The 22,540-nt window shown below is 70.8% G+C and carries 22 protein-coding genes; 9 read left to right on the top strand and 13 right to left on the bottom strand.

Annotation, left to right across the window (positions count from 1 at the left end; all coding sequences use genetic code 11):
- Window positions 1–33 precede the first annotated feature (33 nt).
- From OO63_RS28775 to OO63_RS28765, 3 genes are all read left to right on the top strand, one after another.
- Window positions 34–585, top strand: coding sequence for a YbaK/EbsC family protein (locus OO63_RS28775; RefSeq protein WP_051811297.1), 552 nt, complete (start codon window positions 34–36; stop codon window positions 583–585).
- Window positions 582–1,430, top strand: coding sequence for a DMT family transporter (locus tag OO63_RS28770; RefSeq protein WP_030359458.1), 849 nt, complete (start codon window positions 582–584; stop codon window positions 1,428–1,430). Before OO63_RS28775 ends, OO63_RS28770 begins: the two co-directional genes overlap by 4 nt.
- Window positions 1,431–1,745: 315 nt before the next feature.
- Entirely contained in the window at window positions 1,746–2,144 is a 399-nt protein-coding gene (locus OO63_RS28765) for a hypothetical protein (RefSeq protein WP_030359457.1), read from the top strand.
- 29 nt (window positions 2,145–2,173) lie between these two features.
- Here the strand turns inward: OO63_RS28765 and OO63_RS28760 are convergent, their stop codons facing one another.
- The 4 genes from OO63_RS28760 to OO63_RS28745 all read right to left on the bottom strand — a co-directional run bounded on the left by OO63_RS28760 (window position 2,174) and on the right by OO63_RS28745 (window position 5,616).
- Window positions 2,174–2,830, bottom strand: coding sequence for a class I SAM-dependent methyltransferase (locus tag OO63_RS28760; RefSeq protein ID WP_030359456.1), 657 nt, complete (start codon window positions 2,828–2,830; stop codon window positions 2,174–2,176).
- Window positions 2,831–3,115: 285 nt separating this feature from the next.
- Window positions 3,116–4,087: a hypothetical protein gene (locus tag OO63_RS28755; protein WP_157854069.1), complete on the bottom strand. Its 972-nt coding sequence runs from the start codon at window positions 4,085–4,087 to the stop codon at window positions 3,116–3,118.
- A 257-nt stretch (window positions 4,088–4,344) separates the two neighbouring features.
- A complete protein-coding gene (locus OO63_RS28750; protein WP_346009341.1) occupies window positions 4,345–5,067 on the bottom strand; it encodes a class I SAM-dependent methyltransferase in 723 nt (240 codons plus the stop codon).
- Between the two features lie 108 nt (window positions 5,068–5,175).
- Window positions 5,176–5,616 (bottom strand): glycine-rich domain-containing protein, encoded by a 441-nt coding sequence (locus OO63_RS28745; RefSeq protein WP_030359453.1) that lies wholly within the window; start codon window positions 5,614–5,616, stop codon window positions 5,176–5,178.
- 232 nt (window positions 5,617–5,848) lie between these two features.
- Between OO63_RS28745 and OO63_RS28740 the strand changes: the two genes are divergently transcribed.
- A complete protein-coding gene (locus OO63_RS28740) occupies window positions 5,849–7,138 on the top strand; it encodes a helix-turn-helix domain-containing protein (RefSeq protein WP_030359452.1) in 1,290 nt (429 codons plus the stop codon).
- Window position 7,139: 1 nt separating this feature from the next.
- Here OO63_RS28740 and OO63_RS28735 read toward each other — a convergent pair whose 3' ends face one another.
- Window positions 7,140–7,319, bottom strand: a complete 180-nt coding sequence (locus OO63_RS28735; protein ID WP_030359451.1) for a DUF397 domain-containing protein — start codon at window positions 7,317–7,319, stop codon at window positions 7,140–7,142.
- Entirely contained in the window at window positions 7,316–8,104 is a 789-nt protein-coding gene (locus tag OO63_RS28730; RefSeq protein WP_030359450.1) for a helix-turn-helix domain-containing protein, read from the bottom strand. The genes OO63_RS28735 and OO63_RS28730 overlap by 4 nt, the downstream gene beginning before the upstream one ends.
- Before the next feature lie 111 nt (window positions 8,105–8,215).
- Here OO63_RS28730 and OO63_RS43990 point away from each other — a divergent pair, with 111 nt between their 5' ends.
- Window positions 8,216–8,935 carry an ATP-binding protein gene (locus OO63_RS43990; RefSeq protein ID WP_078619417.1) on the top strand — a complete coding sequence of 240 codons (720 nt, stop codon included), beginning with the start codon at window positions 8,216–8,218 and terminating at the stop codon, window positions 8,933–8,935.
- 32 nt (window positions 8,936–8,967) lie between these two features.
- Window positions 8,968–9,420: a hypothetical protein gene (locus OO63_RS45615; protein WP_157854068.1), complete on the top strand. Its 453-nt coding sequence runs from the start codon at window positions 8,968–8,970 to the stop codon at window positions 9,418–9,420.
- Window positions 9,421–9,524: 104 nt separating this feature from the next.
- On the opposite strand, the gene OO63_RS28720 is transcribed toward OO63_RS45615, so the two are convergent.
- On the bottom strand, window positions 9,525–10,475 hold the full coding sequence (locus OO63_RS28720; protein WP_030359448.1) for an NADP-dependent oxidoreductase: 951 nt from the start codon (window positions 10,473–10,475) through the stop codon (window positions 9,525–9,527).
- Window positions 10,476–10,558: 83 nt separating this feature from the next.
- Between OO63_RS28720 and OO63_RS28715 the strand changes: the two genes are divergently transcribed.
- Window positions 10,559–11,131: a TetR/AcrR family transcriptional regulator gene (locus OO63_RS28715; protein ID WP_030359447.1), complete on the top strand. Its 573-nt coding sequence runs from the start codon at window positions 10,559–10,561 to the stop codon at window positions 11,129–11,131.
- Window positions 11,132–11,327: 196 nt separating this feature from the next.
- On the opposite strand, the gene OO63_RS28710 is transcribed toward OO63_RS28715, so the two are convergent.
- Genes OO63_RS28710 through OO63_RS28695 form a run of 4 tightly spaced genes read right to left on the bottom strand, consistent with a single transcriptional unit; the run spans window position 11,328 to window position 15,260 of the window.
- Window positions 11,328–12,548, bottom strand: a complete 1,221-nt coding sequence (locus tag OO63_RS28710; RefSeq protein ID WP_051811290.1) for a serine hydrolase domain-containing protein — start codon at window positions 12,546–12,548, stop codon at window positions 11,328–11,330.
- Between the two features lie 36 nt (window positions 12,549–12,584).
- Window positions 12,585–13,358, bottom strand: coding sequence for an energy-coupling factor ABC transporter ATP-binding protein (locus OO63_RS28705; protein WP_030359445.1), 774 nt, complete (start codon window positions 13,356–13,358; stop codon window positions 12,585–12,587).
- The gene (gene cbiQ, locus OO63_RS28700) at window positions 13,343–14,107 is read right to left on the bottom strand and encodes a cobalt ECF transporter T component CbiQ (RefSeq protein ID WP_030359444.1); all 765 of its coding nucleotides are present in this window, start codon (window positions 14,105–14,107) and stop codon (window positions 13,343–13,345) included. The genes OO63_RS28705 and cbiQ overlap by 16 nt, the downstream gene beginning before the upstream one ends.
- A gap of 1 nt (window position 14,108) precedes the next feature.
- Window positions 14,109–15,260, bottom strand: a complete 1,152-nt coding sequence (locus tag OO63_RS28695; protein ID WP_030359443.1) for an energy-coupling factor ABC transporter permease — start codon at window positions 15,258–15,260, stop codon at window positions 14,109–14,111.
- 268 nt (window positions 15,261–15,528) lie between these two features.
- Here OO63_RS28695 and OO63_RS28690 point away from each other — a divergent pair, with 268 nt between their 5' ends.
- Entirely contained in the window at window positions 15,529–15,870 is a 342-nt protein-coding gene (locus OO63_RS28690) for an SsgA family sporulation/cell division regulator (protein WP_030359442.1), read from the top strand.
- 27 nt (window positions 15,871–15,897) lie between these two features.
- On the opposite strand, the gene OO63_RS28685 is transcribed toward OO63_RS28690, so the two are convergent.
- Both OO63_RS28685 and OO63_RS28680 read right to left on the bottom strand, forming a co-directional pair.
- Window positions 15,898–18,192 (bottom strand): MMPL family transporter, encoded by a 2,295-nt coding sequence (locus OO63_RS28685; RefSeq protein WP_030359441.1) that lies wholly within the window; start codon window positions 18,190–18,192, stop codon window positions 15,898–15,900.
- 180 nt (window positions 18,193–18,372) lie between these two features.
- Entirely contained in the window at window positions 18,373–18,969 is a 597-nt protein-coding gene (locus OO63_RS28680; RefSeq protein ID WP_030359440.1) for a TetR/AcrR family transcriptional regulator, read from the bottom strand.
- A 184-nt stretch (window positions 18,970–19,153) separates the two neighbouring features.
- On the opposite strand from OO63_RS28680, the gene OO63_RS28675 reads away from it, so the two are divergent.
- Window positions 19,154–22,459 carry a S41 family peptidase gene (locus OO63_RS28675; protein ID WP_234311228.1) on the top strand — a complete coding sequence of 1,102 codons (3,306 nt, stop codon included), beginning with the start codon at window positions 19,154–19,156 and terminating at the stop codon, window positions 22,457–22,459.
- Window positions 22,460–22,540: the final 81 nt, after the last annotated feature.

The raw sequence follows: 22,540 nt of genomic DNA, 5'->3' as shown, positions 1-22,540 counted from the left end.
GTGGCCTACACACGTACCGCTAGCGTGCAGCGCATGAGCACTACGGACCACGCCACGGGTGCTTCCGGCGCCCACCCCCGCTTCGTCGAGGCCCTGCGCGGGCTCGGCCTCGACGACCTGCCCGACCGCATCCGCCGCTTCCCGGACCAGACCCGGACGGCGGCCGAGGCGGCCGCCGCGATCGGCTGCGAGCTCAGCCAGATCTGCAAGTCCCTGATCTTCGCGGCCGACGGCGTGCCCGTCCTCGTCCTCATGGACGGGTCCTCGCGCGTCGACGTGGAGCTGGTGCGGCGGGCGCTGGGCGCGGAGAAGGTCACGCGGGCCAAGGCGGACGTCGTGCGCGAGACGACGGGGTACGCGATCGGGGGCGTCCCGCCGTTCGGGCACGCCAACCCGACGCGGGTACTCGCCGACCGGTCGCTGCTCGGGCACTCCGTGGTGTGGGCCGCGGCGGGCACGCCGTACACCGTGTTCCCGATGGCGCCGGACGCGCTGGTCGCCCAGGCGGGCGGAACGCTGGTGGACGTACGCGAGGCGCCGTCCGGCGCGGGCGAGCAGTCCGGTACCTCCGGCTCCGCTCAGTGACCCCGCTGGTCGCGGGGGCCGTCCTGCTGGCCGCCGTCACCCACGCCAGCTGGAACGCCATCGCCCACCACATCACCGACAAGCTCCTCGGCTTCACCCTCATATCCGGCGGCGGCGCCCTCATCGGCCTCCTCCTCGCCCCCTTCGCCCCGCTCCCCGCCGCCGGGGCCTGGCCTTACCTCCTCCTCTCCGCCGTCCTGCACGGCGCCTACATGGTGCTGCTCATGCGGTCCTTCCGGCTCGGGGACTTCGGGCAGGCCTACCCCATCGCCCGCGGCAGCGCGCCGCTCGTCGTGACCGTGCTCGCCGCCGTCTTCGCCGGTGAGGTGCCCGGCGGGTGGCAGGCCGCGGGCGTCCTCGTCTGTTCCGCCGGGCTCACCGGGCTCGCCGTGTGGGGGATCCGCGGGTCCGGGCAGCGGCCCGACTGGGCGGCGATCGGGGCCGCGCTCGCGACCGGGGTGTCCATCGCCGCGTACACCGTCGTGGACGGGCTCGGGGTGCGGGCCTCCGGGACGTCCATCGGGTACATCGCCTGGCTGATGATCCTCGAAGGGCTCGCCGTGCCCGCCTACGCCTGGTACCGGTGGCGTGGGGAACTCGGCGCCCGGCTGCGGCCGTTCGCCGCCGTCGGGCTCTTCGGGGCCGCGCTGTCCGTCGCCGCGTACGGTCTCGTCCTCTGGGCCCAGACGCGGGCCGACCTCGCGCCCATCTCCGCCCTCCGCGAGTCCTCCATCATCGTGGGCGCGGCCATCGGGGCGCTCTTCTTCAAGGAGAAGTTCGGGTGGTCGCGGATCGTGGCGGCGGGGGTGATGGTTGCGGGGATCGGCCTGATGCTCCACGCGTGAGCTGGCGGGGCGTAGCCGCGCTTGTCATCGATGGGGACCTGCCGCCCGCAGCCCGCGTACGCCCGCTGAGGAACAGCGCGCTGCCCCCTTCGCGTCACTCCTCCCGGCCCGCTCGACGAGGGGCGAGCGTCGGTCGCCCTCCCATCCCTCTGACCCTCTCGCCCCTACGGGCTGTCCATTTCACCAACCCGGATCTGTAAGGCACCCATGCGACGACCGCTTCTCCCCCTCGCACTTCTGTCGGCACCGCTCTTGCTCACGGTGAGCGCATGTTCCGGCGGAAGCGACACCCCTGACCGTGAGCGGCCCGCGGCGGTGAGCGACAAGCAGGCGAAGCAGGTTCTGAACCGCGTCGTCGCCCGCGCGCCGAAGCTGACTGCCGCGCAGTTCTGCAAGGAACTCGCCTACCAGCAGCAGTCGTGCGCCTACACGCGCAAGCAGGCTGACGACTTCTGCCTCAAGCCCGGCCCCGAACCCCGCGTGCTGCGCTCTGCCGTGGTCAGGAATACTGAAGAATCCGCCGGCGGCAGGGTGCTGGAGATCGAGGGCAGGACCGCGGGCGGTCAACGCTACGTCTCCGAGTTCTTCGTCACCGCCCCCCAGGGGACACCCCAGGCATCGGTCGCGGTCTACTGGTCCGGAGCCGGACTCGGCGACTCACCTCTCGGTGAGGCCAACGAGGTCCTCCCGCAGTCCGAGTGCGGCAACCCCTGAGCTTGCCGCTATCGTCCGATCCTGCTGGCTTATTGTGCGGTGGCCTCGACGGTGTCCTCCGACTTGCGGGCCAGCAAGTGAGCGTCGAGGAAGCCCCGCTCAGAGGCCGGGTCGTGGAGCAGCCGCGCGAACGTGACGAGCCCGGACCGGGCCAGCAGCTCGGCGAACCGGTCCGCCGGCCAGCTATAGGCGGGCGTCACCTTGTGGTCGAAGCGGACCGGCTCAGGCCCCTCGGTCCCAAAGAAGGACACCAGGAGCAGGCCCCCTGGTGCCAGGACACGCGCCTGCTCGGCGAGCAGCGCGGGCAATTCCCCAGGCGGGGTATGGATCATCGAGTAGTGGGCCAGCACGCCGCCGAGCGCGCCGTCCTCGACTGGCAGGGCCTCCATGCGCGCCTCGTCGAACTGCAGCGCCGGATGGGCCCGCCGGGCGTGGTCGACCATGGCTGGGGAGAGGTCGAGCCCGAAGGCATCCAGCCCCAGGTCATGCAGCATGGCCGTCAGATGTCCGGGCCCGCAGCCGACATCGGCCGCCCGCGGGTTCCCCGTCCCGCGCACGAGCTCGGCGAAGGTGCCGATCATGTTCCGCGAGAACGGCTGCGTCTCCAGCCGGTCAGCGAACATCGACGCATACAGCTCGACGACCCCGTCGTAGGCCGCCCTGGTCTCGTCCTGGTGCTCCGCCACGGGAAGGAAGTTAACACCCGCCGTTCGCAGCTGTTCTCCCACCTCGTGCCGAATCCCGCGCCCGTCGCCGCAGACGCTCTCGCTACCACGACAAGACCACCACCCGGCTCCGCAACGAGGCCGGTGGGACCCGGAGCCGATACGCCGTTTACCGGGATCGCCAAGACGGCCGCTGCTGTCCCGACCAACGAGCTGCCGGCCCCGCCGGGCACGGAATAAGCCAGCAGGATCATCGTCCGGCCTCAAACAGGGACACGTCGCGGCTTCCGCGACCAGGACTTCGTATTACTGCCGACCGGAACAGTCCGCCCGGCCCCTGTGCGGTCCGGCGAGAGCGCGGCGGACCTGGGTGGCATGGCGGTGCACGTCGGCGGGTTCAGGGGTGGCGGGTACGGGCCGCCCACGGCTGCCGGGGTCGCCCGTTCCTTCCGGTGCCCGACAGGCGCGGCACAGGCCTTCGGGCAGGGCTTCCGGTCGCCCCGGTACGCCACAGCCGGTGCACTCCATGATCGTGCGGTGCGGTGTACGGGGCGCACTCGGAGGGGGAACGGGCGGCATCTTGTCCAGGAGGCGCCGCTGCACGAAGGCGCGGGGTGCGTGGACCTGCTCGGGAAGTCCCGCGCTCAGGGCCCGGGTGAGGTGGTCGGCCGTGGCACCTCGGGCGAGCCAGTCGGCGGCCAGGTCCTCCAGAGCGGCACAGTCGGCGGCGGACAGGATCAACTGCGGTGCCGTTCGGCCGAGTTGGGCGAGGACGCTGTACGCGGAGGAGGGCGGCGCGGGCGGAGTCCCGGGCTGGTGCCGCTCTTCGGGTACGTCGTCGGGGGCGCCGCCGCCTCGGGCCTCGGCCCGCGAGGGTGCGTCACCGTCGAGGAACCGGTTCCACCATTCGCTGTCACGTGCGGTACGGGTCCAGTACGTGCGGAACACCCAGCGCGTACCGGTCCCGGTGTCGCCCTCGCCCTGAGCGAGTCGCCGTACGCGGCGCAGGTGCCCGGCTCGCGACAGCTCGTTGAGGGCGGTGCGGACGGCCTGCTGGCCGTAGAGCGGCTGGGCGTTGGCGAGGGTCTTGGCGTCCATCGCGGCGCCTTCGGGAAGCCGGTCGACGAAGGCGGCGAGGTAGGCCTCGCGGGCGGGGAGGTGTCCGAAGTCCCGGGCGCGGGCGGGCCCTTGGTCAGGTGCGGATCGCTTGCCGTACCCCGGCTTGGCCATGGGGTGTGCGGAGGCAGGCAGGGCGGCGTTAGAGTTTTCGTAAGCCACGGGATCGCTGCTTTCGATCTTGGGGCGAGACCCCGGCGGGTGTTGGTAGCACCCGGTCGGGGTCGTTTCTTTGTTGCCGCGAACCTAGAGGGTCACGACGGCGCGTGGCAAGTCGGTCACGAAATGTGATGTGCGGTGGTACGAGCGGGAGTTGGCAGGGGTGGGTGGAGGTAACCCAACCACCCAATCCTTACAAAAGGGGCTCGGATCTCGGCCCCCGAAGCCCGGGGCCCGAGGCTCAGCTCTGTGCGAACGCTCTAATGGGGAACGCAGGCGCGCACCATGAGCGTGCCCAAATCCTCGGGGGCCGGTGCCGCGAGAATGTGGGCGTCGATCTCCGTGAAGCCGTGACGCTTGAGGACGTCCGCCCACATCTCGGGGGCGTACTGCCAGCGAAGTACCGTCAGCTCGCGTTCCCGGCCTTCGAGCCACTTGCCACACATCTGCTGAGGTCCGCAGGAACCAGCGACCGGCTCGGCTTGGGAGAACGCGAAGACTCCCCCGGGTGCGAGCCGCTTGCTGATGGGCGGGAACAGTTCCTCGGGGTCTGTGAACCAGACGGCGCCCCATACCGAGTAGATCGCGTCATACGTCGTCGTGCCGGACGCGAGGTAGTCGCATGCCTCCCCATGGACAAAGGACAGACCGGGTGTGTCTCGCCAGAAGGAGCGGGCACGCTCGACCTGAACCGCGGAGAAGTCCACCGCTGTCACGTCCACTCCGGCATGAGCCAGGTAGGCGGCTTCCTTGCCTTCAGCCGACCCCAGTTCGAGGACGCGGCGGGGACGGCCAAGGGCTTCGGCACCGGGTCCGTGGCCGGGGTACTGGGTCCAGTCGAAGCGGTCCGCCTGTGGTGCGGGTTGGATGCCCTCCCCCTTGAAGGGCTTGTACTTGTCCCAGTATTCAGCCGGTGTCGTTGGCTCGTGGGGCATAAAGCTCCTCGGGAGGACGGTGGGACCGGTGCCGGTCGAACTGGACACCGTATCGGCGCTTCCTCCCGCGCACGGGTGAATGACACAACGTCATCCGATGAGGGCGCACAGAGGTCCGGGAGCACTCACGGCGCTCCCGGACCTGACTTCATCGGATCAGTGGCAGTTCGCCCCCGGCCTGCACGGACCGCACTTGCCGTAGTCGCGCTCCCACAGCTTCCAGTCCACATCGAACCCTGCGTCCGCGATGATCCTCGCGGTGCGCTCGACCGAGCCGTCGTACTTGAACTCGATTTCCGGGATGTGCTCCAGGAACTTGCCGTGGAAGTGCTCGGCGCAGAACTCGCGATAGTTCCGCGTGTCCAGGATGAAGACATGGACCGCGAGGTCGACCAGGCGGCCACAGCACATTTCGAGCCCCTGGCCCCACTTCTCCATTGCCGTGATCAGGTACATGACGGCCGCACCGAACAGACGGTTGGCCATCACCTCATCGACCGGATGGTCCCGCATCAGGAGCTGGACCTCCCGGTCCCACACCTCACGCTTGACGTAGTCCTTCGGGTCACGGGCTTGGGTTTCGACTGCTGTCGCCATGGTGTCCTCCGCGATGTCGTCGAGCCTGCCGCCGAGCGGGCGGCCCGTGTTCGAACGACACCACCGGCCCGCGGTCTGTGGCGGTCGACTGGCGTGGCGCACACGCGATGTGCAGAACGTGCACACGCTGTCGACGCGCCATCAGGCGGTCGCTACCGTGAGTGGGCCCGACCCCGGCGATGAGACAAATCCCTGGTCGAGCGGGACCGAGAGCTTGGGGACGGGAGGCTCGATGCGCCCTATCGACCCACTGTGGAGATCCACCGAGGTGCGTTCGCTCGTCGATCGCCGTGATGCCGGCGGACTCATCCGTGTGGGCCGCCTCGGTCGGGGGTGGCGGCAAGCCGATCTGGGCGCACGGCTCGGGTGCGACGCGTCCACCGTTTCCAGGATGGAGCATCGCGGCGGACAGACAGGTGACCTGGATCTCCTGCGGTCGGCCGCCGAAGCGGTTGGGGTGCCGACAAATATCCTGGGTGCGGCACTCGGGTTAGGCACACTCGATACCACTAGAGTTGCGGCGGACGGTCCACGTTGCGTCGAGGAGGACCCCATGCGCCGCCGCACACTGCTCGCTGCCGCCGGGCTCGCGGCCCCCGCCCAGCTCCTCATCGGCGTGGATGACGCCCTCGCGATCACGCCCGCTCCGACCGGCTCGGCCGTCCCCCTCGATGCCCGCCTCTCTCAGGCACGTGCCCTGTTCGACGTCGGCAAGCACGCCGATCTCTTGGAAGCACTACCGGGACTGCTCGCCGACGCGCACCATGGCGCCCGGTCCCGTGACGACCTCGCGCACGCCCGTCTCTCGGCCTGCTACAGCCTCGCCGCTCAGGTCCTGACGAAGATCGGACGGTACGACCAGGCGCGGCTCACCGCTGACCGCGCCACGGTGTACGCGGACCTTTCCGGCTCACCGCTGGTGGCTGCGGCAGCGGCCCGTGAACTAAGCATCGTCCTGCGCCACCAGGACCAGGGCGGCGCCGCTCAGCGGCTCATTCTTGATGCCGCGAACAAGGTTGAGGCCACCGGGCTGAAGACCCCGGCGCAAGCAGCGGCCTACGCACAGATGCTGTGCACCACGTCGTACACGGCGGCGCGGGCGGGAGACCGTGACCAGGCGCAAGCCATGATCCGCGAAGCCTCTCAAGCCGCGCGCCGCCTTCCTCAACAGGCTCCGTCTACGCGCCTGTTTCCGCTCACTCCTGCCGCTGTCGTCCTCTACGAAGTCGGCGTTCACTGGGCGCTTGGCGATGCCGGGGCCGCCCTCCACGCCGGTCGCGAACTGCGCGCGAGCCAGTTCCCCACGGCCGAACGCAAAGGCAGGATGCATACCGATCTCGGTCGAGCGTGGTGGCAGTGGGGCAAGGCGGAACAGACCGCCGACGAACTACTGTCGGCTCTGCGCGTCTCGCCGGGCGAGGTCCGCGATCGTCCGGCGATCCGCAAGATCGTCGGTGATCTCTCGCGGCGACACCCACGGGTGAGCGGCGTTCGCGAGTTGGCCGCCGCGACTGGCGTCTGAGTCAGTTACGGCTCACGTGGCCGGTGAACGCGGCCCAGGCCGCGGGGGTCACCTCTATGAGTCCGGCCGCATGGTCCTTGGTGTCGCGGATCAGGATGAGCGGCAGATTGTCGGCGACCTCTATGCAGTCGTTGGTGGCGTTCCCACTGTAAGTCGACTTGTGCCAATTCGGGTTGCTCACTTGTACCTCTTCAATGCTTCTTCGATGCGAACTGTGGTCGCTTCAGCCGTCAATGAGCTGGAGGCGAGCCGATCATAGATTCGTTGGAGCCGCAGGACAGCTGCTGGTTCTTCGAAGTACTGGCCGACCAGAAGGCCCTCCGTGTACGCGCCTCGCGAACCGTCCGGCTGCGTCAGGACAGCCATGGTTCCCATGATCCTGCCAGCTCCGAAGGGGAGAAGCTGGAGCGTGATGTTCGGCTGCTCCTGCGCCTCACGCAGGCGTTCCAGTTGAGGGGCTGTGGCGTGAGCGATGGTGGCCTCGTCGAGGACGGCTGCGAACCACGGGGGGTTATCCCGCTCCCACAGCTTCTGGCGCTCCATGCGCTGCTCGACGTATGACTCGACGACGGACGGGTCATCATCCTGGCCAGCCAGAATGAGCTCGCGTGCATAGTCAGGAGTCTGAAGCAGTCCATGAACGACGAATCCAGCGGTGTGGATCAGCGCCGCCTTTTCTTGCTTCGCTAGGTACGGCTTGGCGTATTCGCGAACAGTCTTCCGCTCCTGGATCTTGACCAAGTCCGTCAGAGAGTCGCCCAGTTCGAGCACCACACCCAGCTTGGCCGCCAGGGCGCGGTCCAGCGCCTCCCCGTTCTCCACCTCGGAGATCCTGCTCTTGTTGCTGAACACCTTGGCCGCGAGGTCGGTCTGGGACCAGCCCTTCGCCCGCCGCGCCTCCCTGACCTGATTCCCGATGTACGCCTCAAGGCTCTCGGCCGGATCGAGCTCGTTAGCGCCTGGCATATGCCCCGTTCCACGGTCCGGTTCCGGAATCGCTACTCCTGGTCAACGTACCCGCAGGTGAGCAGTCTGGGAGTCCCACAGAAGGACCAACTCCCCTACGAGGTACCACCCATGACCAACGACAACGGGACGCGCCAGCACATCGAGCCGCCTGACGCAAGCACGGCGACGACCGTGGGGGACGTCGTCGTGGACACGCGCCGAGGGCGCGTAGTCCAAGTGACGGCTGCGGACGGGGAGGTGCTGACGGTGACCCGGCCCGCGGGCCTCTCCTGGGAGACGCGGCGCCTGAACTGCCGACGGGCCCTCCCCGGGGAGCAACGAGAATTCGAGATCGCCGGCCGCACGCCGGAGAAGAGCAGGAACGCCAACGAACCCCTCCCCCAGGAGATCGAATGGCGCCTGCCGCGCCACGCAAGGAGCGTGGGGCGGGCCCGAACTCTTCTGCGGGAGCAGGCGAGTTCGTGGGACCTGCCACCCGAGGTCACCGAGACGGCGACGCTGCTCCTGAGCGAGCTGATGACGAACGCGTACCGGCACGCGAAGGTCTCCCCGGGCAGAGAGATCTGGACCCGCTGCGTGCTGAAGGCGGGCCTCCTCCACATCGCGGTGTCGGACGCGAACGCGACACCGCCCGCGCCCAGGCAGGCGTGCCCGGAGGACGAGTCGGGCCGAGGCCTGGCACTGGTCGCCACGCTGTCGGACGACTGGGGCACGGAACTTCGCCCTGGGGGCATCGGCAAGAGGGTCTGGTTCGAACTCGCCGTGGCGCGGGGGTGTGGCCCTGACCGAGGGCGACCACGGCGACGTCACACGGACAGCCGCATCTGAGAAGCTGGCAGTCGGCCGATCCTGGAGGCGCCTTGAGCAGGCAACGCGCACTCGTAGCAACCATTGCCTTGCTCCTCGCCGCGGGCTGCGGCTCCGCCGACGCCGGGGACGCCTCTGATGACAGCGGCGGCCCTGGTAGGAACTCCCCGCCCTCTGGGGCTCCGGATGCAGTCAAGCGCTACGTCGAAGCCCTCAACAATCGTGACGTGAAGGGCCTCCTGGAAGTAGGGGACGCCCCCAACAAGCCGTGGTCGCGGAAGCAGGCAGACAAGATCATTCAAGCCAAGGGCGGCAAAGGGCTAACCATCAAGAAGGCACCCATTGAGTATGAACAAATGGGCGACTATCTAGGCAAGGTCGCCCTGACAGCTTCTGCCAGTGAAGGGCCCCCGCTCCGGGAGAGGGTTGATCTGGTGTACGAGCAGAGCCACTGGCAAGTCGTCCTGTTCGAGTGGCCCAGCAACAAAGAGACTTCAAAGCCCTAAGTGTCGTGTCTCAGGACGTTGGTGGCTTGGTGAGGCGCTTGCGGTAGGCCCGTTGTCGACACGCAGGAGAGCAATAGCGGGCAGGACGGGGACTGGCAGGGCGCTCACAGGACGAGTATGAGTTTGCCGCCGGGGCGGCGGGATTGGCTGAGCTTGGCCGCTTCCTGGATCTGGTCGAGGGTGTAGGTGCGGGCGACCGGTACGACCAGGATGCCTTCGCTGGCAAGCCTGGCGAACTCATTCATCTGGTCGTAGCGGATCTCGGTAGTGATCCGGACGCCCAGTTCGGCTGCGGCGGCGAAGTCCGAGACGGTGAGGACACGGTCGGGATCCCCGGTGAGCTCGATCAAGGTCGGTAGCGAGCCGCCGGCCGGACTGGGCTGGTCGGCGCGGTCGATCCGGCCCCCGGACGGCGCGGTGTCCAGGGCGCGGTCCACGGGGCCTGGAGTCAGTGCGCTGACGCGTTCGGCCATGCCCTCGCCGTAGGCGGTCACCTGGGCGCCGATCTCTTCCAGGGCGGCGGTCCGGGTCGGCCCAGCGGTGGCGATCACCCGAATACCCCGGTGCAGCGCGAAGCGCACCGCCGCCTCACCCACGGTGGTGCCCGCGCCGTGGACGAGCAGCAGTTCACCCGGCTGGACGCCGAGGTCGTCGAGCGCGCGCCACGCCGTCTCGGCCGCCATCGGCAGCGCGGCGGCCTGCTCGGCGGTTACGCCCTCGGGAATGCGTGCCCAGGCTGGCATCAGCGCGTACTCGGCGGCGCCGGCCGTCGGCCCGTCGAAGGCGGCAGGGCCGAACACGCGGTCGCCGATCTGGACGCCGGTGACGCCCTCGCCGAGCGCGTCGACGGTGCCCGCGACCTCGAGGCCGAGCCCGCGCGGCAGCGGCGGCAGATGGTCGGCGAGGAGACCGTCGACGATGTGCCAGTCGGCCGGTGTCAGGCCGCACGCCCGCACGGCGATGCGGATCTGGCCGGGTCCAGGCTCCGGCTGTGGGGCATCGCGGAGAGCGATCACGTCCGGGGAGCCGAACTGGTCGAATTGCAGAGCTTTCATGACGATCTCCCGACTGATGACAGCATCTGTTGTCATTGACCGTACCAGCTGATAACAACTCCTGTTGTCGTACGCTGGTGGGTATGCCGCGATGGGAATCTGACGCACAGGGCCGGCTCGAACGCGCGGCGCTCGAGCTGTTCGAGACGCAGGGGTTCGAGCGCACCTCGGTTGCGCAGATCGCAGGCGCCGCCGGTCTGAAGGAGCGCTCCTTCTATCGCTACTTCCCCGACAAGCGGGAAGTCCTCTTCGCCGGCAACGAACTCGAGGCCCACCTCGTCGCCCAGGTCGAGTCGGCCGACCCGGGCCTCACCCCGATCGAGGCGCTGCTGACCGCGCTGGGAACCGCCGAGGAGATCTTCCGCCCACGCGAGTTCCTGCTGCGCCGGGGCAGAGTGATCGCCGCCAACCCGGCACTGGCCGAGCGCGACCTGATCAAGCTCGCCAACATCGCCGACGCGCTGGCACCGGCGCTCGAGCACCGCGGCGTCGAGCCCGGCAAAGCACGCTTCCTCATCGACGTGGTGCTGGCGATCCACCGGCGCGCCATGCCCCGCTGGCTAGCCGAGCCGGACACCACCCTCGCTCAGCTCATGACCCAGGCCACCGCCGAACTGCGCGAGGCGGTCACACTGCCAGCTCCGACAGTCCACTGAGCCCGTGCGGAGCGGCGTGATGGCGGTGGGCGCGATCGACATACGCGCACGCGTCCCGGAAGGCCATTGGCACGAGAGTGATGGTCATCTGCGTGGCACCAATCTCTTGAAATGGCACACCTAAGCACCCGGCGGGAGTTCTGTTCGGCATCCCATCGCGTCGCGCAGACGTACTACCGCCCCTGTCGGGGGCGAGCTACCCGGCGGCGGTGCGGACGGCTCGGACCAGGGCCTGGGCCCGCGCGTCCGCCGTGACCCCCTTGCCCATCCCGTTCGTGACGTAGCCGAAGGCGATCCCGGACTCGGGGTCCGCGAAGGCGAGGGCGCCGCCGCGGCCGGGGTGGCCGAAGGACGTCGGGGCGAGGAGGGGCGACGCGGCGCCGTGGAGCATGTAGCCGAGGCCGAGGCGGGTGTGGACGACGAGGACACGGTCGGGCCCGGTGGACGCCTCGGCGCGGGCGAGGGCGAGGGTGGAGGGGGTGAACAGCCTCGCGCCGCCCTCCACTTCGCCGATGAGGGATGCGTAGAAGCGGGCCAGCGCACCGGCGGTCGCGATGCCGTTGGAGGCGGGGAGCACGGCCGAGTGGTACGCGGCGGAGTTCTCGTCGGGGAACGGCTCGACCACCCCGAAGGCCCGGCGGGTGAGGGAGTCCGGGTCCCGGTAGGCGTCGGACACCTGCGGCTTGGGGCGGGTGCGGAGCCCCGACGCGGCGGCGGGCGGGTCGGGCAGCCGCCCGAGCCGTCCCACACGCCCGGCCGGGCCGTCGGCCGCAAGCGCCCCCACCCACAGATCCAGCCCCAGCGGCCCCGCGATCTCCGACGCGATCACGTCCCGTATGGAGCGCCCGGTGACCCTCCGCACCAGTTCCCCGGTCAGCCAGCTGTACGTGTGCGCGTGGTAGCCGTGGTCCGTCCCGGGCTCCCAGAAGGGGCGCTGCGCGGCGACCGTGGCGGCGGCCACGTCGGGGTCGAGGGCCTGCTCGGGGGTCAGGGGGCGGTCGAGGGCGGGCACCCCGGCGCGGTGGGCGAGGACGTGGCGTACGAGAGTCCGGTCCTTGCCGTGGGCCTTGTACTCGGGCCAGTACGTGCCGACGGGAGCGTCCAGGTCCAGGTCGCCGCGCTGGTGGAGGAGGAGCAGGACGGCCGCGGCGACCCCCTTGGTCGCGGAGCGGACGACCTGCGCGGTGCCCCGCTCCCAGGGCGCGGCACCCCCGGCCTCGGCCTCCGCCCCGTCGAAGTCCCGCACCCCGCCCCACAGGTCCACCACCGGACGCCCGTCCCGGTACACCACGACCCCGGCCCCGCGCTCCCCGAGCGCGGCGAAGTTGCGTACGAAGGCGTCCCGTACGGGCTCGAAGCCCTCGGACACCGTGCCGTGCACCCCGGCGTTCCCGACCTCGACCTGATCAGCGCTCATGTCACGCACAACAGCCACCCGCCGCCGAAGATTCCACTAGCTCTTCTCCCGTACGGACTTCGGATCGAAGCCGAAGGGGAGCTCCAGGCGGTGGCTGCTCATGAGGTCGGCGTCGGAGAGGAGTTCTGCGGTGGGGCCGTCGGCCGCGATGACGCCCTCGCTGAGGATCAGGGCGCGGGGGCAGAGTTCGAGGGCGTAGGGCAGGTCGTGGGTGACCATGAGGACGGTGACGTCCAGGGAGCGCAGGATGTCGGCGAGTTCGCGGCGGGACGCGGGGTCGAGGTTGGAGGACGGCTCGTCGAGGACGAGGATCTCGGGCTCCATGGCGAGGACGGTGGCGACGGCGACGCGGCGGCGCTGGCCGAAGGACAGGTGGTGCGGCGGCCGGTCGACGTACGCGGCCATGCCGACCTGCCCGAGGGCCTTCAGGACGCGCGCCTCCAGCTCGGGGCCGCGCACCCCGGCCGCCGCGGGCCCGAAGGCCACGTCCTCGCGGACCGTCGGCATGAACAGCTGGTCGTCGGGGTCCTGGAAGACGATGCCGACCTTGCGGCGGATCTCCGCCATGTGCCGCTTGCCGACGGGCAGCCCGGCCACGGTGACGCTCCCCGCGCCCGCGGTGAGGATGCCGTTGAGGTGCAGGACCAGGGTGGTCTTGCCCGCGCCGTTGGGCCCGAGCAGCGCGACGCGTTCGCCGCGCGCGATGCTCAGGTCGACGCCGAACAGGGCCTGGTGGCCGTCGGGGTAGGCGTAGGCGAGGCCGGTGACCTCCAGGGAGGGGGGCGGTGCGGTGGTCACGACAGGGTCCATCCCAACAGGCAGACGGCGAGGGCGGTCAGGGGCAGGGTCAGGGCGTACGTCCACTGCGCGCGGGTCGCCGCCACCTCGTCGATGACCGGCATCGACCCCGCGTAGCCCCGGCTGACCATGGCGAGGTGCACGCGCTCGCCGCGTTCGTAGGAGCGGATGAACAGCGCGCCCGCCGACTTGGCGAGCACGCCCCAGTGCCGCACGCCGCGCGCCTCGAAGCCGCGGGACTCGCGCGCGATCCGCATGCGCCGCATCTCGTCGGCGACGACGTCGCCGTAGCGGATCATGAAGGAGGCGATCTGGACGAGGAGCGGCGGGAGCTTCAGGCGCTGCAGGCCGAGGAGCAGTTCGCGCAGTTCCGTCGTGGCGGCGAGCAGGACGGACGCGGCGACGCCGAGGGTGCCCTTGGCGAGGACGTTCCAGGCGCCCCACAGGCCGTGGACGCTCAGGGACATCCCGAGGACCTCGGTGCGCTCGCCCTCGGCCACGAAGGGCAGGAGCAGGGCGAACGCCACGAAGGGGACCTCGATGAGGAGCCGCTTCAGCCAGAACAGGGGCGGTACGCGGGCCGCGTACGCCACCGACGCGAGCAGCAGCGCGTACGCGGCGAACGCCCACACCGCCTCGCGGGGCGTGGAGACCACCACGACGACGAAGCAGAAGACGGCGGTCAGCTTCGTGTGCGGGGGCAGGGCGTGCACCGGCGAGTGGCCGTGCCGGTAGAGGCGGTGGGCGTGGCCCGCACCCATGTCAGGCGTTCTCCGCGGGCTTGGTCACGGAGGTCGCCGAGGTCGCGGAGGTCGTCGAGGTCGCGGAGGTCGCCGTCGCGGCGGTCACGTCGTCCGTGGCCGTCGACGCGGGGCCGCTCTCCGTGCCGTCGCCGTCGCGCCGCCGTCGTACCGCCCAGAACACCGCGCTGCCCGCGACCACGGTCACGCCGACGCCGATGACGCCCGCGAGGCCGCCGGACAGGCGGGTGTTGCTGATGTCCTTCACGCCGTAGTCCGCGAGCGGCGAGTCCGCCGCGTCGTGCTCCTTCTCGCCCTTGTCGAAGCCCTTGTCGTGGGCGACCTTCTCCAGGCCGTCGGGGTTCGTGGAGGCGTAGAAGGAGACGAAGCCCGCGAGGATCAGGGAGGTGACGAGGCCCGCGGCCCACAGCTTGCGGTGCGAGCCCGCGGCGGCGGGGGCCGGTGCGGGAGCGGGGGTGGCGGGGGCGTCGACCAGCTCGCCGCCGACGCGCAGCTTCAGCGGCGCCGTCAGGCCGCGCGCCCCGTGCACCAGGTCCGGCCGGACCGCGATGACCGCGCCGACGGTGAGCGCCGTGATGGCGGCCTCGCCGATGCCGATCAGGACGTGGACGCCGATCATGGCCGTGGCGACCTTGCCGAGGGGCACGTCCGTGGTGCCGCCGACGGCGTAGAGGAGGGTGAAGGCGGCGGCCGCGGCCGGGACCGACACGAGCGCGGCCGTGAACGCGGCCGCGGTCACCGAGCGGCGGCCGCGCGGCAGGACCTTCGCCAGGCCGCGGAAGATCGCGTACGCCACGACCGTCGTCACGCACGCCATGACGGTGATGTTCACGCCGAGCGCGGTCAGGCCGCCGTCGGCGAAGAGCAGGCCCTGCATGAGCAGGACGACGGAGACGCAGAGGACCGCCGTATAGGGGCCGACGAGTATCGCCGCAAGGGCTCCGCCCAGCAGATGGCCGCTTGTTCCGGCCGCCACGGGGAAGTTGAGCATCTGTACGGCAAAGATGAAGGCCGCGACAAGGCCGGCGAGCGGTGCCGTCCGCTCGTCGAGTTCACGCCGCGCGCCACGCAGGCTCACGGCGACCGCGCCGACTGCTACGGCACCGGCGGCGACGGAAACGGGCGCATTGATGAAGCCATCGGGGACATGCATGCGCGTGCTCCTGGAAAGGCGCAGGTCATGAGCGTGGGGAGGCGCTCATGACAAGAGCGGATCGCTCCGAGCGGGTCGCTCGTGAACCTTTCAATGATGGGCGTTGTTGCGAATCGCTTGCAAGAGCGGCCCAGCAACGATTGGGGCGGGCCGGGAGCGCCCCGGACCGCCTCCACTCCCCCCTTCGCCCCATGTGGCATATGCGTACATATGGGACATTAGGGGGAGAGCCGCTTTCCGTGGGCCGGAACGACTACGAGGAGTCAGTATGTCCGCAGTCGAGCAGTACACCCGGGCCCACCTGGTCACCGACTCCCCCGACGAGCACGTCGTCGTCCCCGTCGCGCTGCGCTACGACCCGGAGGCCGACCCGCGCTCGGTGCGGGTCGACCTCCCTGGGTCCCACGACTGGACCTTCAGCCGCGAGCTGCTCGAACAGGGCCTGCGGGCCCCGACGGAGAGCGGCGACGTGAGCATCTGGCCGTGCGGGCGGGTCCAGACGATCCTGGAGTTCCACTCGGCGCAGGGGGTGGCGGTCGTGCAGTTCGACGCTTCGGCGCTGATCCGCTTCCTGCGTCGTACGTACGCGGCCGCCCCCGTGCCCCATTGATTCGGGCGCGGCACCGGCCCGGTCGGCTCAGACGCGGACCAGTTCCCGCTTCTCGTCGGGGTCGCCCTGGTCGGCCGGGGTGCGCAGGCCCTCGCCCTCGACGTCCACGTTCGGCAGCGAGTGGTCCAGCCACCTCGGCAGCCACCAGGCCTTGCGGCCGAGCAGCGCGAGGACGGCCGGGACCAGCGCCATGCGCACGATGAACGCGTCGAAGAAGACCGCGATGGCGAGGCCGAAGCCGATCATCTTGACCATCTGCTCGCTGGAGCCGATGAACCCGGCGAACACCGCGATCATGATGACCGCCGCCGCGGACACGACCCGCGCCCCGTGCTTGAAGCCGGTGACGATCGCCTCGTGCGGGCTCTCGCCGTGGACGTACGCCTCCCGCATCCGGGTCACGAGGAACACCTCGTAGTCCATCGCGAGGCCGAAGACCACGCCCACCATGAAGATCGGCATCATGCTCATGATCGGGCCGGTCTGCTCCACGCCGAACAGCGAGCCGAGCCAGCCCCACTGGAAGACCGCGACCACGGCGCCGAGCGCGGCGAGCACCGACAGCAGGAAGCCGAGGGCCGCCTTGAGCGGGACCAGAATCGAGCGGAAGACGACGATCAGGAGCAGGAACGCGAGGCCCACCACCAGCGCGAGATACGGGATCAGCGCGTCGTTGAGCTTCTCCGAGACGTCGATGTTCATGGCCGTGGTGCCGGTGACCATGACCTCGGCGCCGCTGTCGGCCTTGACGTCCTTCGCCTCGCCGCGGATCGCGTGCACCAGGTCCTCGGTCTCGGTGCCGCTGGGCTTGGACGACGGCACGACGCTGATCATCGCGGTGTCGCCGGCCTTGTTGAGCTGCGGCGGGCCGACCGTGAGCACGTCGTCGAGGCCCGCGATCTTCTTCTGTACGGCGGCCGCCTCGCCCTTGGCGTCGTCGACGCCCTTGAGGTCGGTGACCACCATCAGCGGGCCGTTGAAGCCTGGCCCGAAGCCGTCCGCGATCAGGTCGTAGGCCTTGCGCTGGGTCGTGGACGTGGGCTGCGCGCCGTCGTCGGGCAGGCCGAGTTCGAGCTGCGAGACGGGCAGGGCGGCGGCGCCGAGGCCGAGCACGCCGAGCAGCAGGACGGCGACGGGGCGCCGGACGACGAAGCGGGCCCAGCGGGTGCCGAGGTTCTCCTTGGCGGGGGCGCTGCCCTTGGCTGGGGCGCTGCCCTTGACCGGGGCGTTCCCCTCGGACGAGGCGTTCCCCTCGGCCGGACCGGTCCCGGCGGCCTTCTTGCGACCGCCGAACAGCCTCCCCTTCTCCCCCGTCGGCGTGACCTTCCTGCCCGCGTACCCGAGCAGCGCCGGGATCATCGTGAGCGCGATCAGTACGGCGATGGCCACCGTGCCCGCCGCCGCGAAGCCCATCTTGGTGAGCATCGGGATGTTGACCACGGCGAGCCCGACGAGCGCGATCACGACGGTCAGACCGGCGAAGACGACGGCCGACCCGGCCGTGCCGACGGCGCGGCCCGCGGCGTCCTCGCGCTCGCGGCCCTCGGCGAGTTCGGCGCGGTAGCGCGAGACGATGAACAGCGCGTAGTCGATGCCGACCGCGAGACCGATCATCATGGCCAGCGTCGAGGTGGTCGTGCCCAGGTCGAGGGCGCTGGCGAGCGCGGCGATCGAGGAGACGCCGATGCCGACGCCGATCAGCGCGGTGAGCAGCGGAAGCCCGGCCGAGACCAGCGAGCCGAAGGTGATGACGAGGACCACGGCCGCGACCGCGATGCCGATGATCTCCGTGGCACCGGTGTGCGGCATGGCCTGCAGCGCGTCACCGCCGACCTCGACGGTCATGCCGCTGTCGCGCGCCTCGTCGGTGGTCTTCTCCAGCGCGTCCCTGCTGCCGTCGGTCAGCTCCATGGAGGTGACCTTGTACGTCACGGAGGCGTACGCCGTCGTGCCGTCCTTGGAGACCACCTTGGCGGCGAACGGGTCGGCGGCCGAAGCGACCTGGTCCGAGCCGGACTTGAGCTTGGAGACCGTCTTCTGGATCTCGGCCTTGTTGGCCGGGTCGGTGACCTTCTCACCGGCCGGCGCCTTGAACACGACCCGGGCGCTCGCGCCGTCCGCACTGGCCTCGGGCACGCGCTCGTCGAGCAGGTCGAAGGCCTTCTGCGCCTCCGTGCCCGGGATCGAGAACGAACTGGAGGCCGCAGTGGGCGCGGACGCCGCGCCGACACCCGCGAGGGTGAGCAGCGCGACCCAGATCAGGGCGACGAAGTGCCGTCGCCGGAAGGCGAGTCGGCCTAGTTTGTACAGGAATGTGGCCACGGGGAGTACTCCCGGTCAGGTCGTGGTGGCTGATGGCTTCTGGGCAGGGGTGATCGGCCCGAGGGGCAGGGGTGATCGGCCGAGGGGCAGGGGTGATCGGCCCGACGACGTGAGCGGGGGCGCGTCAGGTGGTGGTGTGGCCGCGGGTGCGACCGCGAGGGATCCCCGGCGGGGTGAGCGTCAGACGCCGAGGGCGGGGAGGATCACGGCGTTGATGTAGCTGCGGAGGAACTCCTGGTCGGCGGGGCGTTCCTCGACCAGGCCCCGGGCGACGAAAGCGCCGACCAGCATGTGGATGACGTACTCCAGCGCCGGGTTGTCGGCGGCGATCTCGCCCCGGGCGACGGCGCGGCGCAACAGCTCGTTGAGACCGGTGATCTCGGGCTCGATGAGCAACTGCCGGAGCGCCTTGTGCAGTTCTGGGTTTTCGTGGACGGCGTGGAACAGGGCCCGCATCAGCGCCTGGTCCTGCTCCATCTTGCAGTCGTCGTGGAGGGCGACCATCCGCATGAAGTCCCCGCGCAGGGACCCCGTGTCGATGTCCGCCATGGACGCGGGCTTGTCGTGCCTCAGCGCCCGCGCCACCAACTCGGCCTTGCCGCCCCACTGGCGGTAGAGCGTGGCCTTGCTGGACCGGGTGCGGGTGGCGATGGCGTCCATCGTCAGCCCGTCGTACCCGACCTCGCGCAGCAGTTCCAGGACGGCCTCATAAAGCTCCGCCTCCCGCTCGGGCGAGATCCGGCTCCGCCGCGGCGCCGCCGCCGCCACTTCGGCCATGAGGACTCCTTCCCGATTCCACTGCGATGCCGAGAACTCTACCGGGACCCCCTATCGAAACGAAACGGTTTCGTACGTGTCGTGAGCCACACGCATTTAGCCCGTCCGGCGCTTGAGGACGAGGCGCGAAGCGCCAACAGGGGGAAAGGGGCGAAGCCCCATAAGTTGCCGCACCATGGGGAGGGTGACTCAGGCGTACCTAAGATTCCCCCACGTCAGCGGCGACCGACTCTGCTTCGTCACCGAGGACGACCTCTGGGTGACCCCCCTCCCCCCGGAGGGCACCCCACCCGCCCGGGCCTGGCGCATCACGGCGGACCGCACCAAGGTGGGGCACCCCCGCTTCAGCCCCGACGGCAGTCACATCGCGTACACGAGCTGGCGCAGCCTGGACCCCGAGATCCATCTGGCGCCGGTGGACGGCGGCCCCGCGCGGCGCCTGACCTACTGGGGCTCCACCGACACCCGCGTCTGCGGCTGGACCCCGGACGGCGACATCCTCGCCGTCTCCTCGCACGGCCAGCCCTTCTCCCACTTCTGCTGGGCCTACAGCGTCCCCACCGACGGCTCCCCCGGCGGCAAGCTCCCCTGGGGCCCGGTGCACGACATCGCCGTGCTCGACGGCGAGGGTGACGGCGAGCGCCGCACGCTGCTCCTGACCGGCAAGCCGCCGCACGAGCCCGCCGCCTGGAAGCGCTACCGGGGCGGCGCGACGGGCCGCCTCTGGCTGCACGGCGAGCGACTGCTCGCGGACCTCGGGGGGCATCTGGACGCGCCGATGTTCGTGTCCGGCCGGGTCGCGTTCCTCTCCGACCACGAGGGCGTGGGGAACCTGTACTCCTGCCGCCCCGACGGCACCGACCTGCGCCGCCACACCGACCACGACGCCTTCTACGCCCGGCACGCCGCCAGCGACGGCACCCGCGTCGTCTACCAGTGCGCGGGCGAGATCTGGCTGGTGGACGACCTGGCCGCCGACTCCGAGCCGCGCCGGGTCGAGGTCGAGATCGGCGGCCCGCGCGCGGGACGGCGGACGTACCAGGTGCCTGCCGCGCAGCACGTCGACGCGCTCTCGGTGGACACCACGGGCCGCGCGAGCGCCGTCGTCGTACGCGGCAGCCTGTACTGGCTGACCCACCGCGACGGCCCCGCCCGCACCATCGCCGACACCCCGGGCGTGCGGGTGCGGCTGCCGGAGATGCTGGGCACCGGCGGGCAGGTCGCGTACGTCACCGACGCCGAGGGCGAGGACGCCATCGAGATCGCCTATCTGCCCCGGGCCAGCGGCGCCCGGGAGCCGCGCAGGCTGGCGGCCGGGCAGCTCGGGCGGGTGCAGGAGCTGGTGTCCGACCCGGACGGGGAGCGGCTCGCCATCGCCTCGCACGACGGGCGGCTGCTCCTGGTCACCGTGCCCGACGACGAGGCGGCCGACGACGTGGCCGCCGGGGCATCGGACGGCGAGGGCGAGGTCACCGAGCTGATCCGGTCCCTCAACGGCCCCGTACGCGACCTCGCCTTCTCGCCGGACGGGGCCTGGCTCACCTGGTCCCACCCCGGCATCGGACGGTCCCTGCGGAAGATCAAGCTGGCCCGGATCGAAGGCCCCGGGGCCCGCACCGTCATCGACGTCACCAACGGCCGCTTCGAGGACGAGAACCCGGTGTTCACGCGGGACGGCCGCTACCTCGCCTTCCTCTCCTGGCGCGGCTTCGACCCCGTCTACGACGTGCACACCGGCGACCTGTCCTTCCCGCTCGGCTGCCGCCCCTACCTCGTACCCCTGTCGTCCGCGACCCCCTCGCCGTTCGCGCTGCTTCCCGACGGACGGCCCGCGGCGGGCGGGCTCGACCCGGACGCGGACGGCGACGACGGCTCCGGCGACGGGACGGTGACCGTGGAGGCGGAGGGCCTGGCGAGCCGGGTGACGCCGTTCCCGGTGGCGGCGTCGAAGTACTCGGCGCTGTGCCCGGTGAGCGGCGGCGGCCTGGTGTGGCTGCGCTGGCCCATCTCGGGCGCGCTCGGCGAGACCTTCGCCAACCCCGCCGACACCTCGGGCCGTCCGACCCTGGAGTACTTCAACATCACCAAGGCCAAGAAGTCCGAACTCGTCGACCACCTCGACTGGTTCGCGACCAGCGGGGACGGCTCCCGGCTCGTCGTCGTGGACGAGGGCGACCTGCGGGCCGTGCCGTCCACCGAGTCCGGCGACAGCGACAGCACCGTCTGGCTCGACCTGCGCCGCATCCTGCACGACGTCGACCCGGCCGCGGAGTGGCGGCAGTCCTTCGACGAGGCGGGCCGCCTCATCCGCGCCCTGTTCTGGGAGCCGGACATGTGCGGCATCGACTGGGACGGCGTGCTCGACCAGTACCGCCCGCTGGTGGAGCGCGTCGCGTCCCCCGACGAGTTCGCCGACCTGCTCCGCGAGGTCCTCGGCGAACTCGGCACCTCGCACGCCTACGTCACCCCCGCCCGGCGCAACGAGGGGCCGCCGCACTACCAGCGGGCGATGGGGCTGCTCGGCGCCAACCTGGTGCACAGGGACGAGGGCTGGGTGGTCAAGCGGATCCTGCCGGGCGAGTCCTCCGACTCCAAGGCGCGCTCACCGCTGGCGGGCGCGGGCATCCGCGAGGGCGCCGTCCTCACCCACGTCGACGGGCGCCCCGTCGACCCGGTGACCGGCCCCTACCCGCTGCTCGCGGCGGCGGGCGGCACCACGGTGGAGCTGACCTTCCAGCCCGCGGCGGGCGAGGGCCGCGCGCGCCGGGTCGCCATCGTGCCGCTCGTCAACGAACGGCCGCTGCGGTACCAGGACTGGGTGGCCAAACGGCGTGAGGTCGTACGGGAGTTGAGCGACGGCCAGTGCGGCTATCTGCACATCCCCGACATGGGCGGGTCCGGCTGGGCGCAGTTCAACCGGGACCTGCGCCTGGAGATGTCGCTGCCCGCGCTGCTCGTGGACGTGCGCGGCAACGCGGGCGGGCACATCAGCGAGCTGGTCGTGGAGAAGCTGACCCGCAAGATCCTCGGCTGGGACCTCACCCGGGACGCCCAGCCGGTGTCGTACGCCTCCAACGCGCCCCGGGGCCCGGTCGTCGCCCTCGCCGACGAGGCCACCTCCTCCGACGGCGACATGATCACGGCCGTGTTCAAGCTCCTCGGCCTCGGGCCCGTGGTGGGGCAGCGGACGTGGGGCGGGGTGGTCGGGATGACCGGACGGCACACGCTCGGCGACGGCACGGTCATCACGGTGCCGATGAACGCGGCCTGGTTCGACGGCTACGGCTGGTCCGTGGAGAACCACGGCGTGGAGCCCGATCTCGCCGTCCTGCGCACGCCGTTGGACTGGGCGGAGGGACGGCACGCCCAGCTCGACGACGCGGTGCGCGTCGCCCTCGACCTGCTCGCGCTGCGCCCGGCGGCGGTGCCCCCCGGCTACGCGGACGTGCCGGACCGGCGGCGCCCGAAGCTGCCGCCGCGGGACGCCTGAGGCGGCGCTGAACGGGGCGTATCACTGAGGGTGAGTGATCGAAATGCGCGGCCCATGCCGCCGTGTGAGTCTGGTCGAGGC

This window comes from Streptomyces alboflavus (assembly GCF_000716675.1).
Classification (GTDB): Bacteria; Actinomycetota; Actinomycetes; order Streptomycetales; family Streptomycetaceae; genus Streptomyces; species Streptomyces alboflavus.
The sequence above is the reverse complement of the archived record's forward strand: the minus strand, read 5'-3'. Positions and strand labels throughout refer to the sequence as shown.